Origin of the sequence: Sinosporangium siamense, from assembly GCF_016863435.1 — a bacterium.
Classification (GTDB): Bacteria; Actinomycetota; Actinomycetes; order Streptosporangiales; family Streptosporangiaceae; genus Sinosporangium; species Sinosporangium siamense.
In genome coordinates this window covers 19,615-32,791 of sequence record NZ_BOOW01000032.1, presented here as the reverse complement: position 1 = coordinate 32,791, position 13,177 = coordinate 19,615, and the positions used below count along the sequence as shown (strand labels likewise).

Sequence of the window (13,177 nt, the reverse complement as noted above, 5' to 3'; positions counted from 1 at the left end):
TGATCCGCCGATAAGGACGTTTGGCTAACAGCATCGATAATTGTCCCTGGCTCCCCGGTTAAGAAGCGGGTCACTCGGTGTCGGCAGCGGACTGATCGCCGGGGATCGTCAGGTTGTGCCGGTGGAGCTGGAGCTCGACGTCGCGGACCAGCTCCTTGTAGCCGAGATGTTCGGCCAGCAGGATCGCCGTCCCCAACGCTGCCTCGATCCGGTCGGTGGTCACGCGACGGCCGCCACCGCTGCAACGGTCCACGCACGGGAGTCTTCCACAAGGCCGAGGCCGCCGGCTTCCCGCTATTCGTGCCCGGCAGAGAGACTTGATCGGCGGGGTTACGGGGGTTGGAAGTCCAGGCCGGCCTGAGTGGCCTGGAGGCGGGAGCGCGTGACCTCAGGAAGGCAGAACCTCAAACCCCAGCGCGCTCGCGATCACGGTGGCCTGGAGGGTGTCGATCTTGGCGCCCTTGAGGCGCGCGGCTAGGGGGTCGAGGGAGGACAGGTCGCTTCCGCGCAGGTCGGCGCCGGTGAGGTCGGCGCCGTGCAGCAGGGCGCCGCCGAGGTCCACGTCGCGGAACGTCGCCCCTTCGCCGCGCACTCCGCTGAGGTCGGCCTCGCGCATGCGCACCCCGGTGAACGTCGCACTGCCTAGCGGCGCGCCCCGCAGGGACACGAGCGACCAGTCGCCCCCGGTCACCTTGAGCAGGTCGAACGTGCACCCGTCGAACATGCTGCCGACGACCTTGCACCCGGTGAAGGCGGCGTCGAAGAAGCTGCACCGCTTGAACGTGCAGTTGAGGAAAGCCGTGTCGTTGTGCTCGGAGGCGTTGAACCGCACGTTTCTGAACGTGCACTCGTAGAAGACCGCCCCCGTGCTCACCGCCTCGATCATGCTGACGTCGTCGAAGGCCACGTGCTCGTGGCGCTGCCCCGACAGGTCCTCGACGTCCCAGTCCTCATGGGAGACGGTCGTCACGGTCTCGGGCCTCGGCACTCCGTGCAGGCGTTCGGCCATGAGCCCTCCCATTCGATGCCACGTTCGATTTCCTCATCGTAGAGCCTCACCTCCCACAAGGTGGCTCTCTTCCGATGGTCGCCTACGGACAAGGGGAGGGCCACGTCCAGCCTGGCTTCCGCCGTACCGCCTTCCCGGCTTCCGCCGTACCGGAAGCGGATAAAAGCCTGGACCGACCTGAGAAAGGACGTCCCCCCAGACATCCTCTCCCAGGTCGGCCCGTCAAGGGGCTGTCAGCGCCTCGGTAGGAGACAGCCGGGACGCGCGCACCGCCGGGTAGAGCCCGGCGAGGCCGCCGATGAAGAGCGTGGCGGCGAGGCCCCCCGCGATCGCCCAGGTCGGCACGGAGAACGGCCAGCCCTGGTAGACGGAGTACCCGACCGTGACCACGGCCCCGAGGAGCACCCCGCCGAGCCCGCCCATGGCCGACAGCAGCAGCGACTCGGCCAGGAACTGCGTGCGGACCTGCCCCCGCGTGGCCCCGAGGGCGCGGCGCAGACCGATCTCGGCACGGCGTTCCAGCACCGAGATGACCATGGTGTTGGCGACGCCCACCCCGCCCACGAGGAGCGCGACCGCGCCGAGCCCCAGCAGGAGGCCGGTGAAGGCCTCGCCGGCGGCGCGTTTGGCGGTCAGCGCGTCGGAGGGGCGGGACACGTCGACCTCGTTGGGCGCCTGCGGGTTGGCGGTGGCGGCCAGGACGTCCCTGACGCTCTCCACGTGCTGTTCCTGCGACCGCGTGTAGACCTTCGTCGAGTGGCCGTCGAAGCCCAGGTAGGTCGCCGCCGCCTCCCACCCGATCAGCGCCGCCGAGTCGAGCTCGGGGGCCAGGGCGACCTCGTCGAGCACACCGACGACGGTGAAGAACGTCTTCCCGATGAGGATGCTCTGGTCCGGGTGCGCCCCGGTGATGCCGAGCCGCTTCGCGGCGGTCGCGCCGAGTACGACCGCGGGATATTTGGCGGTCGCCCCGTTGAGCCAGGTGCCGCTGCGCACGGTGGCGCCGATGACGTCGGGCAGGTTGACCCGGGCCGCGAAGGGCGCCATGCCGCCGGTCTCGGCGACCGGGATCCTGTCGGAGCGATAGACCTTGTCGTCGGACAGCTTGCCGACCGCCGTCACGTCGGTGACGGGGCCGATCCGGTCGATCATCGCCTCGGACTCGACGGGCAGCTTGGCCTGTTCCCCGAACATCGTCGTGCCGGGGGTGACGCTGAGCACGTTGGTGCCGAGCGCGGCGAGTTGCCGGTCGAGCTGGGCCTGCGACGAGGACGAGATGCCCACCACGGAGATCATCGCCGCGATGCCGATGGCGATGCCGAGCCCCGACAGAAACGCCCGCATCGGCCGGGTGCGCAACCCGATGCCGCCCACCCGCACGATGTCGCGCATCCGCATGCGGGGCGGGGACAGCCGGGGGCGTGGAAGTGCGGCCATCACCTCACCACCGGATCGGAGAGGGGTACGGCGGAGCCGGGTGTGCCGGAGTCCTCGATGAGGCGCCCGTCGCGCATCCGTACCTGCCGGGGCAGCCCGTCGGCCAGTTCCCTGTCGTGCGTAATGATCACCACGGTGGTGCCGGACGCGTGGAGCTCTCGCAGCAGCGTCATCACCCCCGCCCCCGAGGTGGAGTCAAGGTTGCCGGTGGGTTCGTCGGCCAGCAGCAGCGGTGGATCCCCCATCACCGCCCGGGCGATGGCCACACGTTGCCGCTCCCCGCCGGACAACTCGTGCGGCCGGTGGTGGATGCGGTGGCCCAGGCCTACTCTCCGCAGCGACGCCTCCGCCCGCCGCCTGCGCTCCGCCATGGAGATCCCGCCGTAGAGCAGCCCGTCGGCCACGTTGTCCAGGGCCGACAGGCCGGCCGACAGGTGGAACTGCTGGAACACGAAGCCGATGCGGCTGCCCCGCAGCGCGGACAACTCCCGGTCGGACAACGTGGACACGTCGTAGCCGTCGATGACGACGCTGCCCGAGGTGGGCCGGTCGAGGGTGCCGAGGATGTTGAGCATGGTGGACTTGCCCGACCCCGAGGGCCCCACGATCGCCACGAGCTCCCCCGGCTCGATGGCCAGCGATACCTCGGAGAGGGCACGCACACCTCCGGCGTAGACCTTGGTGGCCTCCGACAACCTGATCATTGCGGCATTCCCACGGTCATGCCCTCGGCGAGACCCTCGCCGGTGACCTCGACCTTGCCGTCGGCGAACAACCCCGTCTTCACCGGAACGAAACGACTGGTTCCCCCGGCTACCACCTCGACGCCGTATCCCCCCTCGGACAGGGCGACCAGCGCCGAGATCGGCACAGTCAGTACGTTCTTCTTCGTGGAGGCCGTGAAGACGACGTCCACCGCCGCCGCGTCGAGCCCCGCCGCCGCCTTTCCGTTCGTCATCGAGACGATGGCTTCGATCTTCGTCTCGTCCTCGGAGTCGGGGCTGCCGTCGGCCGCCTCGATCACGGTGTAGACCTCGTCGATCTTGCCCTTGACCTCCTTGCCGTCTGGCAACTCGATCTGGACCTTCGCGTTCTTCTTGGCCATCCGCTGGTCGTCGACGTCCATCACGACGGTGATGACCCGCTTGGTGCCGGTGTAGGTGAACAGCGTCCGCCCCTGCTGGGCGGGCTGGCCCACCACGGCCTCCACGCCTTCGGCCCGCACCGCGCCGGGCCGGAAGACGACCCGGCCGAGTTCCACCCGGCCCGTCTCTTCCAGGCCGCGATCCTCCTGCCACTCCTGGACCGCCTCGGCGGTCTCCCAGTCGTACTCGTCGTCCACCGTGAATCCGCTGTAGCCGAGCGCCTTGAGGTTGCTCTCCAGCTGCTTGACGTCACGCCCCTCGACCCCGGGCGCGAGGTCCCGGTAGGCCGTCAGCGTGCCGTACATCAACACGATCGGCTTGTCGTCGATCCGGTAGAGCGAACGCCCCCGTCTGATCACGTCGCCGCTGTCGGGCAGCCAGGTCACGGTGCCGTTGATGCGGCTGATCGCCGCGGTGGTGGGGCCGTACCCGAGCTCGCCGTCCAGGGTCTGGGTGTCGCGCAGGGTCTCCTTGGTGATCTGGGCGGTCGCCGGCGGCAGCGGGGTCGCGTTGCCGGCGGCCTCCTCGCTCCCGCCCAGGCCGAGGGCGTAGACGGTGCCCGCGGCGACCGCCACCACGACCGCCGCCGCTGCGGCGGCGAGCCATCCCCGCCGGCCCTTGGGGCGGGCCCGCCTTCCGTGCGGCTCGGCGGGTGCCCCGCCGATCTCCTTGTTCGTCACGGGCGTTCCCATCAGGAGCCGGGAGCGCGCTGCGGCAGGTTCGCCTCGCACTTCTTCTGCGCCGCGGGGAAGTCGGGGTCCTCTCCGATCTCGGGGGTGATGCGCATCATCCCGCCCTCGGGGTCGGGGAACGCCTCGACGCCGTTGTCACGCATGCACTTGGCCATCTTCGCCAGGTTCTCCGCCATCTGGGGGTTGCCGCCGGGGCCACCGCCCTGGCCGCCCTGCGGCGCGAACTCCTGGCACTTCTGCTGCGCGGCCTCCACGGTGGACCTTTCGATGCCCTGGACGTTCAGCCTGATGCCGCCGCCGGGCTCCGGATCGTCCATCGGCACGCCGTTCTCCCGCATACATTGGGCGAACTTGAGCCCCCGCTCATGCGGGCTCAGGCTCGCGGCGGCGGCGGGCGCCGCGCCCGACGTGGCGGTGGTGCCGCCGCCCGCCGAGGCCACCCCGGTGTTCGTCGGTTCCGAGCCGCACCCCGAGGCCAGCAACACCACCGCGGCCACCGGCATCGCGGCGGCCCACTTGAGGAATCGCCGTTGCATCGTTCGTCCTCCTCGCAGAAAGTGGTACGGCGGACGCCGCACCACTAGCCGGGAGTCAACTAGGCGGGAGGTTTCCCCAGTGTTTCCGCGCCGGGAGCCTGGCCTGAATCTCGGCCAGGGCCGGGCTTAACAGCGGCGAAACGCGAGGTGAGGCACCATATGCGGGGCGGTACACGGGGTGGCTGCCGCAGGTCCGCAAGATCGCGTGGGGCAAACGGGGAAAAGGGGCGACAATGAGGGTGCTGGTAGTCGAGGACGAGCCCTTGCTGGCCGCCGCCATCGCCGAGTGGCTGCGCGAGGAGGCCCACGCGGTCGACGTGGCGCTCGACGGCGACGAGGCGCTCAGCCGCCTCGGCATCAACGACTACGACGTGGTGGTGCTCGACCGCGACCTGCCCGGGGTCCACGGCGACGACGTGTGCCGTTCGCTCATCGCCTCCGAGGCGCCCGCCAGGGTGCTCATGCTCACCGCCTCCGGCGAGGTCGACGACCGGGTGACCGGGTTGTCGATCGGCGCCGACGACTATCTGACCAAGCCGTTCGCCTTCCCCGAGCTCGCGGCCCGCGTGCAGGCGCTCGGCCGGCGATCCCGCCCCGCCGTACCCCCCGTCGTGCGCCGGGGCGACCTGATCGTGGATCTCGCCCGGCGGGAGGTCTTCCGGGCCGGGCGCTATATCCACCTGTCGAAGAAGGAGTTCGGCGTGCTGGCCGAGCTGATGCGTGCCGACGGCGCCGCCGTCTCCAGCGAGCACCTCCTGGAGAAGGTGTGGGACGAGAACGCCGACCCCTTCACCGCCGCCGTGCGCATCACCGTGCTGAAGCTGCGCCGCAAGCTCGGGGATCCGCCGCTCATCGAAACGCTCATCGGCGTCGGCTACCGTATCCCATGAGCAGAGCCCGCCCCCGCCGCCGCCTCCTGCGGCCCACCCTGCGGCTGCGGCTCACCTTGGTCTACGGCACGTTGTTCGTCGCCTCGGGACTGGTGATGATCGGGGCCACCTATCTCATGGTCGGGGCGCGCATTCCCGACCTGATCAGTTTCGTGCAGACCGCCGGTCCGTCCGGTCCGATGCGCATCTCCGACCCTCATCTCAACATCGACAAGGGCCTGCTCTCTGGCCCCGAGAGCACCAGGGTTCTCGCCCGCAAGCAGGAGACGGCACGCACCGACACCGCGAACGCGGTCCTCACCCAGGGCGGCATCGCCCTTGTGATCGTCAGCGCGGTCGCCGTGGGTCTCGGCTGGCTGATCGCCGGGCGGGTGCTCGCACCCCTGCACCGGGTCACCGACACCGCCCGCCGCATCGCGATGGCGGCCGACCGCAGCCTCCACGAACGCATCGCCCTGACCGGCGTCAACGACGAGGTGAAGGAGCTCGCCGACACCTTCGACACCATGATCCAGCGGCTCAGCCACGCCTTCGACGGTCAGCGCCGGTTCGTCGCCAACGCCTCCCACGAGCTGCGCACCCCGCTCACCCTCAGCCGCGCCCTGGTCGAGGTCGCCATGCACCGCAGGACCGCCTCACCTGACCTGGTGCAGCTCGGCGAGACCCTCATGGAGATCAACGCCCGGCACGAGCGGCTGATCGACGGGCTTTTGCTGCTCGCCCGCTCCGAGAACGAACTCGGCGAACGTGCGCCCGTCGACCTGGCCGACGTCACCACACACGTGATCGCGCACGCCGCCGCCGAGGCGGGCAAAGTGAGCGTGACGCTTTACGAGTCGCCCGGCGAGGCCCTCACACTGGGCGACCCCGTCCTCCTCGAACGCCTCGTGCAAAACCTCGTGGAGAACGGCATCCGCCACAATGTGCGCGATCAGGGCTTCGTCCGCGTCGTGAGCCGGGTGCTCTCGGAGGACCAGGTCGAGGTGCGGGTCGACAACAGCGGCCCCCTCATCGCGCCCTACGACGTGCCCGGCCTCTTCGAGCCTTTCCGCCGCCTCAACACCGACCGCCTCTACACCGCCAAAGGCGTCGGCCTCGGCCTTTCCATCGTGCGCTCGGTCGCCGCGGCCCACGGCGGCAAGGTCGACGCCTACCCCCGCCCCGACGGCGGCCTCAGCGTCGTCGTCGTGCTACCGAGGCACCACGCCATGGCACTCGAAGCCGAATAGCCCACCCCACCCCCGGATCTCCGGCATGCGGTCCGCCATGATGATCGCGTGCTTCTCCGGAGTACGGCGAAGCCGGAACGACGGACGCGCGGCGGGCGCGTGAGGCGCTGCTGCACATCGCGCGAGCGAAGCAGCGGGGTTGATCGGGCGCTTACACATTTCACCGAACGCTTAACCCGGGCTGTCGGGCTCCGGGGGCCGTGTTGGTTAGCGTCGGCATATGGCTCTAACGCAGATCACGTCCACTGTCTGGCAGTTGCCGATGCCTGTGGGGCATGTCTATTTCAAGCGGCTGGCCGATGGATATGCGGTCGTGGACACGGGGGTGCCCGGGTCGGCCATCGCCGTGCTCGACGCGCTCACGCAACTCGACGCGGGGCCGGAGGACTTGCGGCAGATCGTGTTGACGCACTCGCACATCGATCATGCCGGGGCCGCCGCGGATCTGGTGGCGGTCACGGGGGCGCGGGTTTTCGCCGGGGTGCTGGACGCGCCGGTGATCAGGGGGGACGTGCCTGAGCCGACGCCCGCCTACACACCGGCGGAGGATGAGCTGCACCGGCGGATCACCGAGGGGTGGGCGAAGGCCGACTCGCCGCCGCTCAAGTATGTCCCGGTGGATGTCGAGCTCCACGACGGTGACTCGCTCGACGGATGGGGCGAACCCGTTCATGTGGTCCATGTTCCCGGGCACACGCTGGGCAGCATCGCGTTGCACCTGCCCGGCAGCGCCCTGTTGTTCCCGGGCGACATCATCGCCACCGCGGAGGGGCGGGCGATACTGGGGCCCTTCAACATCGACCGGGACCACGCCGTCGCCTCCTTCCGCCGTCTCGTGGATCTTGACCCCGAAATCGTCTGCGTGCCGCACGGCGATCCGATCACCTCGGACGCATCGGCCGTGCTGCGGGCCGCGACTCCGGAGAGCGACTGGCTCTAGAGACCGCTTCGGCGGCCATTGCCTGTGTCCTCTTGGTCGCCGGTTCGCGGGAGATGCGCATCAGGGAACCGAAGGTGGCGGCGGTGCCGCTCTTTCCGCCACCTCTCCATGAGGATGCCGGCCATCTCGCGAGTCACGGCACGACGTGTGGCTTTGCCGTACTCTCAGGGCTTTTTGGCGATGCCGCCGTACATCAGGCGGTGGCCGACGGTCAGTTCACCCTGCACCGGGGTGTCCGGGCGCCAGAGGGGGAGGGGCACGACGCCGGGGTCGAGGAGGTCGAAGCCGTCGAAGTAGGCCGTGATCTCCTCCGGGGTGCGGAAGCGGCCGGTGCCGAGCAGGGCGAGGTATTTCTCCTCCGCGTCGCGGGAGTCCTGGCTGGACGCGCAGAAGTGGGTGATGAACAGGTGGCTGCCCGGTGGCACGGCGGCCATGTATGCCTCGACGATGCCCTTCGGGTCCTCGCTGTCGTGGAGGTGGTGCAGGATGCCGACGAGCATGACGCCCACGGGGCGGTCGAAGTCGATGAGGCGCCGCACCGCCTCGTCGTTCAGGATGGCGGCGGGCTCACGAAGGTCGGAGGTGACGACGGCGGTGTCGTCGTTCTCCTCCAGGAAGACGCGTCCGTGAGCGAGCACCATCGGGTCGTTGTCGACGTAGACGACGCGTGAGCCGGGTCTCGCTCGCTGGGCGACCTGGTGGGTGTTCTCGATGGTCGGCAGGCCCGAGCCGAGGTCGAGGAACTGGTCGATTCCCGCGCTGCTCATGAAGCGTACGCCGCGGCCCAGGATCTGGCGGTTGTAGGTCGCGACGTCGAAGATCTCCGGAACCACTTTCGCGATCTCGGCGACGAAGGCGCGGTCGACCTCGAAGTTGTCCTTGCCTCGGAGTACGACGTCATATGCGCGGGCGATGCTCGGCCGGGTTGTGTCGATACTGTTCGCCCATCTGTCCGCTTTGCCGGACATATCCGCTTTATCAACCACGAGGGCCCCCTCCAGCCGTTCCGAGCACTGCTCGTGATCATAAGTCGAGCACAAGTTGCGGAAATACCTCCTTTCGGATGACTTTCTGGTTGCGAAACCCACCCCTCAGGCCTACAAAATTGGTCAAACCACACCACAAGTACCCGTAACCCCCAGTTGCGGAACTGCGTCGTCTCCCAAGAAGGCCGCCCCTTCCACAGGCGGCCTCCCCCGGCCGACCTGTCCCGTTCCCCTCGATCGAGCAGACCGAGCCGGGACAGGGGACACCCCGGCAAGGCACGAGATGCGTTTCCTCCCCTTAGGTGCGGGTAGGGCTGCGCGGAGCCGTTCGGGCCTCGGTCTTCCTCCGGAGGACGGCCGAGACGCCGCGCCGGCCGGATCGTGCGTCCCAGGTCGCACGACCCGGCCCGGGGCGGTCGGGCGGCGGCCGTGAAGATGACGTCATTTATCGGCTCGCGTGACAACGAGGAGGATGACGAGGAGGGAAAGAATGACCGAACGGCCCACCATCAGCACAGTGGCCGAGCGACCGTCCCTGCCGGGACCGGCCGACGTGATCGACACGGTTCTCGTCAAGGGACTCACCATCGACACGTACGTCAGGCGGTCGCTCATCGGTGTCGACCTGCTGGTCCCCGTCACCGGTTCCGAAGGCGGCGAGGCCACCTACCTGCGCCTCGCCGACGCCGTGGACCGGCTGGGCGACGCCCACGACATGAACGAGACCGGGAACGACGACCAAAGCATGTTCGAAACCGTCGGGCAGAAGGTGCGCGAGTTCTTCAACATCGACACCGACGAGTCCGACCGCGAGAGGGACGCGGCGCAAAGGCGTGAGGGGGGATTGCGATGACCGGTCCGGCACAGGAGCCGAACGTCAGCGGTTCGCCCCAATACGACCCGAACGTCAGCGGTTCGACCCACAGGCACGACCTCGGATCCTTCGACGTGCCCAACCAGCCCCGTCCCTCCGGCCAGACGGGCGGATCCCCCGTCCCCGACCCCACCCTGCCCGATCCCGGCCTGACCGACCGGACCTTCGACCGGCCGGAGGAGACGCCGCGCACCGCCGAGGAAGGCTCACTGATCAACCCGGGCACGGCGTGCTACGTCTACGGGATCGTGCCCTCACAGGTGCAGATCGCCCCCGCCGCCCGCGGCCGGGTGGGCATCGTACGGCACAGCCAGATCGGCGCCCTGGTGAGTGAGATCGAGCTCGAACGCCCGATCGGCACGCCGGACGACCTGCTGGCCCACGAGCGCCTGCTGGACGAGACCTCGATCCAGGTTCCGGTGCTGCCGCTGCGGTTCGGCGCGGTGATGCGCAGCCCGCTGGACATCGTCGACGAACTGCTGGCGCCTCACCACGACGAGTTCTTCACCGCGCTCACGGAGCTGCGGGGGCGCACGGAGTTTGTGGTCAAGGGCCGCTTCGTGGAACACGCCGTGCTGCAGGAGGTTCTCGACGAGACCCCCGAGGCGGTTCAGCTGCGTGAGCAGATCCACGGCACCCCGGATGCCACGACCCGGGCGGAACGCATCAGGCTCGGCGAGATCGTCTATCACGCGCTGATGACCAAGCGTGCCACGCACACGCAGGCGCTGCTGGGCATCCTCGCTCCGCTGTGCGTCTCGCTCGTCGAGCGGGAGGCCACGCATGAGCAGGACGCCGTCCACGCGGCCCTGCTGGTGGAGAACCACAGGCTGCCCGAGGTGAAGCAGGTGGTGGACGAGTTCGCCGCGAAGTGGTCGGGACGCATTCACTTGCGCTTGCTCGGCCCCTTGGCGCCCTACGACTTCGTCACGGTGCCGAGGCAGGGGGTCGGCGCCTGGTCATAGAGGGTGGAAAAGCTCACCCGGGCGACCCGGACCGCCACCGCCGAATAGCCTCGGCCCTTCTTGCCGGCCCCATCGCCGCACAAGAACCGCCGCGGTGCCACGGCGGAGTGTCGGCACTGGGGAGTGGCCGATCGGACGCGGGTCGCCCGGGTGATCCGGCTCGTCACCGGTGCACAGGTGACGAGCCGGTCCCGGTTCGCGGTCCGGCGGCGGGTGGCCCGGAGGCACGGATTGTGCGACCTCGCCGAACCACCCGCCGCGGGCCGGAGCCCGCCTTCGCCACTCGGGGCCCACGGAGAGGGACCGCCGGGGTGGCGGAGACCGAAGCCCTGCCCCCGGAGATCAGCGCGGGAGGATCACCGGGGGCAGACGACCAAAAGGACTTTCAGTGCAGCAGGATCACCGGGGGGCGGAAGACTAAAGGGAATCCTGCCGCGTCGTGACACCACGCGCCTTCGAGCCGGTTGAAGACCGCTCCGCCACGGGCGATGCCCTGCTGCACGGCAGTTCCAGACGCAAACGCTGTCAGCGGCCGGGAATCCACTCCACATTTGTGGTGAGTTCCTGAAGGTTGTCGGGCAACGGGGTGATCCCCAGCCCCGGCCCGGCCGGCACGTCCAGCCGACCGTCCACCAGGACGAACGGTGCGGTGATGTCCTTCTCGTAATAACGTGCCGTCGCCGAGATGTCCCCTGGGAGCGTGAACCCCGGCAGAGCGGCCAGGGCCAGGTTGGCCGCGCGCCCGAGCCCCGTCTCCAGCATCCCCCCGCACCACACCGGCACCCCGTTCGCCTGAGCGAGGTCGTGGATGCGGCGTGCCTCCAGATATCCGCCGACCCGACCGGGCTTGATGTTGATGATGGAGCACGCCTTGCGCCGGATGGCCTCGGCGGCGTCACGCACCGAGGTGATGCTCTCGTCCAGGCACACGGGGGTGCCGATCCGGGCGGCGAACCGCTCGTGGGCCTCCAGGTCGTCGGGATCGAAGGGCTGCTCGATGAGGGTGAGCCCGTAGGCGTCGAGTTTGGCCAGGTGCGGGATGTCGCCCGCCTCGTAGGCCGTGTTGGCGTCGACCGTCAGCATGATGTCGGCGCCGAAGGTCTCCCGCACGGCCCGCACAGGCGCGAGGTCCCAGCCCGGCTCGATCTTGAGCTTGATCCGGGCGTATCCCGTGGTGAGGTGCTTGTCGACCGTGTCCAATAGGTCGTCGAGGGTCTCGGCGATTCCCACGGAGACGCCGACCGCGAGGCTTCGCCGTACCGCGCCGAGGTGGGTGGCGAGGGAGACGCCGCGGGCGGTGAGCCAGGCGTCGAGGACCGCCATCTCGACGGCGGACTTGGCCATCACGTGGCCGCGCAGGTGGCGCAGCGCGGGGGCGACCGCCGCGGGGTCGAGGTCGCCCCGGGCGAACAGCGCGGGCAGGAAGAAGCGGCGGATCACGTCGGCCGCGCCCTCCAGGTATTCCGGGCAGTAGGTCGGCTCGTCCTCGGCGACGCACTCGCCGTATCCCTCGCCCTCGTCGGTGGCCACACGCACGAGCAGCGCGTTACGTGTGGTCTGGGTGCCGAGCGAGGTGCGGAAGGGGGTGACGAGCGGAAGGGCGACCGTGCGGAGTTCCACACCCTGAAGTTTCATGACACATCTCCACGTGCAAGCAAATACCACCCCGAGCGGGTGAAGCCAGTGATCCGATAGCCGCCGGTGAGCGCCCCGCTCAGCGCGGTGCCGAGCGCCGCCCGCCATCGCCTGGCCGCCGCGGGGTCGTCCCGGCGCAGCCCCTCCACATCGGCGGGGGTGGCGCAGCGCAGCAGCGGCGCGTTCCCGGCACTGAGTACGGCTCCCGCCTCGTCCACGATCACCTCGGAGCCGGCGAGCAGCTCGTCGCCACCCGAGACGCCACCCGAGGCGCCGCCCGAGGCGCCGCCTGAGACGCCGCCACTGGCGGGAACCACCGGCCAGCGCACGAGGAGCCGGTCGGAGACGTCGCCGTCGTTGATGCCGTCGCTCATCGGCCCGTAGAAGTCGGGGAGATAGTCCACGGCGAAGGCCCGCAACTTGACCAGGTTGAAGTAGGCGTTGCGCCGTACCAGCGGGTCGAAGGTCCACGAGATGGCGGTGAGCCCGCGTTCGGCGGCCCACTCCCGCTGGTGCGCCTTCAGCAGGTTGCCGACCCCCCTCCCCTGTGCCTCGGGCGCCACGCCGGCCACGTGCGAGTGCAGGGTCCCGCCCGCCGCGAGCCACCCGGCGGACACCCCGGCCAACCGGTCCCCGAGGTAGGCGCCGCCGATGTAGCCGCCGGTGTGGGCCAGCGCGCACATGACGTCCAGGGCCATCGGCGGATCCTCCCCCGGCTGGATGTTCCAGACGCGCCGCAGAAGCCGGTCGGCGGCCTGGAGGCCGGGCGTTCCGCGGAGGGATCGGATGCTGACCCCGGCGGCAGCCGAGGCGAGGAGTTCGACCATGCCCACAGCATG

General features: G+C 69.6%; 14 protein-coding genes. 5 read left to right on the top strand and 9 right to left on the bottom strand.

Annotation, left to right across the window (positions count from 1 at the left end; all coding sequences use genetic code 11):
* Positions 1-70: 70 nt before the first annotated feature.
* From Ssi02_RS25280 to Ssi02_RS25255, 6 genes are all read right to left on the bottom strand, one after another.
* Complete coding sequence (locus Ssi02_RS25280; protein WP_204029960.1) at positions 71-223, bottom strand: hypothetical protein; 153 nt, start codon at positions 221-223, stop codon at positions 71-73.
* A gap of 165 nt (positions 224-388) precedes the next feature.
* Entirely contained in the window at positions 389-1,009 is a 621-nt protein-coding gene (locus tag Ssi02_RS25275) for a pentapeptide repeat-containing protein (protein ID WP_204029958.1), read from the bottom strand.
* 222 nt (positions 1,010-1,231) lie between these two features.
* Entirely contained in the window at positions 1,232-2,446 is a 1,215-nt protein-coding gene (locus Ssi02_RS25270) for an ABC transporter permease (protein WP_204029957.1), read from the bottom strand.
* Positions 2,446-3,150, bottom strand: a complete 705-nt coding sequence (locus tag Ssi02_RS25265) for an ABC transporter ATP-binding protein (protein ID WP_204029955.1) — start codon at positions 3,148-3,150, stop codon at positions 2,446-2,448. Before Ssi02_RS25265 ends, Ssi02_RS25270 begins: the two co-directional genes overlap by 1 nt.
* A complete protein-coding gene (locus tag Ssi02_RS25260; protein WP_239129634.1) occupies positions 3,147-4,271 on the bottom strand; it encodes an efflux RND transporter periplasmic adaptor subunit in 1,125 nt (374 codons plus the stop codon). The genes Ssi02_RS25265 and Ssi02_RS25260 overlap by 4 nt, the downstream gene beginning before the upstream one ends.
* 11 nt (positions 4,272-4,282) lie before the next feature.
* Positions 4,283-4,819 carry a hypothetical protein gene (locus tag Ssi02_RS25255; RefSeq protein ID WP_204029951.1) on the bottom strand — a complete coding sequence of 179 codons (537 nt, stop codon included), beginning with the start codon at positions 4,817-4,819 and terminating at the stop codon, positions 4,283-4,285.
* 233 nt (positions 4,820-5,052) lie between these two features.
* Here Ssi02_RS25255 and Ssi02_RS25250 point away from each other — a divergent pair, with 233 nt between their 5' ends.
* From Ssi02_RS25250 to Ssi02_RS25240, 3 genes are all read left to right on the top strand, one after another.
* Positions 5,053-5,709 carry a response regulator transcription factor gene (locus Ssi02_RS25250; protein ID WP_204029949.1) on the top strand — a complete coding sequence of 219 codons (657 nt, stop codon included), beginning with the start codon at positions 5,053-5,055 and terminating at the stop codon, positions 5,707-5,709.
* Positions 5,706-6,938: a sensor histidine kinase gene (locus tag Ssi02_RS25245; protein ID WP_204029947.1), complete on the top strand. Its 1,233-nt coding sequence runs from the start codon at positions 5,706-5,708 to the stop codon at positions 6,936-6,938. The genes Ssi02_RS25250 and Ssi02_RS25245 overlap by 4 nt, the downstream gene beginning before the upstream one ends.
* 262 nt (positions 6,939-7,200) lie before the next feature.
* Complete coding sequence (locus Ssi02_RS25240) at positions 7,201-7,878, top strand: MBL fold metallo-hydrolase (protein ID WP_204029945.1); 678 nt, start codon at positions 7,201-7,203, stop codon at positions 7,876-7,878.
* Positions 7,879-8,042: 164 nt separating this feature from the next.
* Here the strand turns inward: Ssi02_RS25240 and Ssi02_RS25235 are convergent, their stop codons facing one another.
* Positions 8,043-8,846, bottom strand: a complete 804-nt coding sequence (locus Ssi02_RS25235; protein ID WP_204029943.1) for an SAM-dependent methyltransferase — start codon at positions 8,844-8,846, stop codon at positions 8,043-8,045.
* A 508-nt stretch (positions 8,847-9,354) separates the two neighbouring features.
* Between Ssi02_RS25235 and Ssi02_RS25230 the strand changes: the two genes are divergently transcribed.
* Both Ssi02_RS25230 and Ssi02_RS25225 read left to right on the top strand, forming a co-directional pair.
* Positions 9,355-9,717, top strand: coding sequence for a hypothetical protein (locus tag Ssi02_RS25230; protein WP_204029941.1), 363 nt, complete (start codon positions 9,355-9,357; stop codon positions 9,715-9,717).
* On the top strand, positions 9,714-10,703 hold the full coding sequence (locus Ssi02_RS25225) for a GvpL/GvpF family gas vesicle protein (protein ID WP_204029939.1): 990 nt from the start codon (positions 9,714-9,716) through the stop codon (positions 10,701-10,703). The genes Ssi02_RS25230 and Ssi02_RS25225 overlap by 4 nt, the downstream gene beginning before the upstream one ends.
* A gap of 525 nt (positions 10,704-11,228) precedes the next feature.
* Here Ssi02_RS25225 and menC read toward each other — a convergent pair.
* On the bottom strand, positions 11,229-12,338 hold the full coding sequence (gene menC / locus Ssi02_RS25220) for an o-succinylbenzoate synthase (RefSeq protein WP_204029937.1): 1,110 nt from the start codon (positions 12,336-12,338) through the stop codon (positions 11,229-11,231).
* Entirely contained in the window at positions 12,335-13,165 is an 831-nt protein-coding gene (locus Ssi02_RS25215) for a GNAT family N-acetyltransferase (RefSeq protein WP_204029935.1), read from the bottom strand. The genes menC and Ssi02_RS25215 overlap by 4 nt, the downstream gene beginning before the upstream one ends.
* Positions 13,166-13,177: the final 12 nt, after the last annotated feature.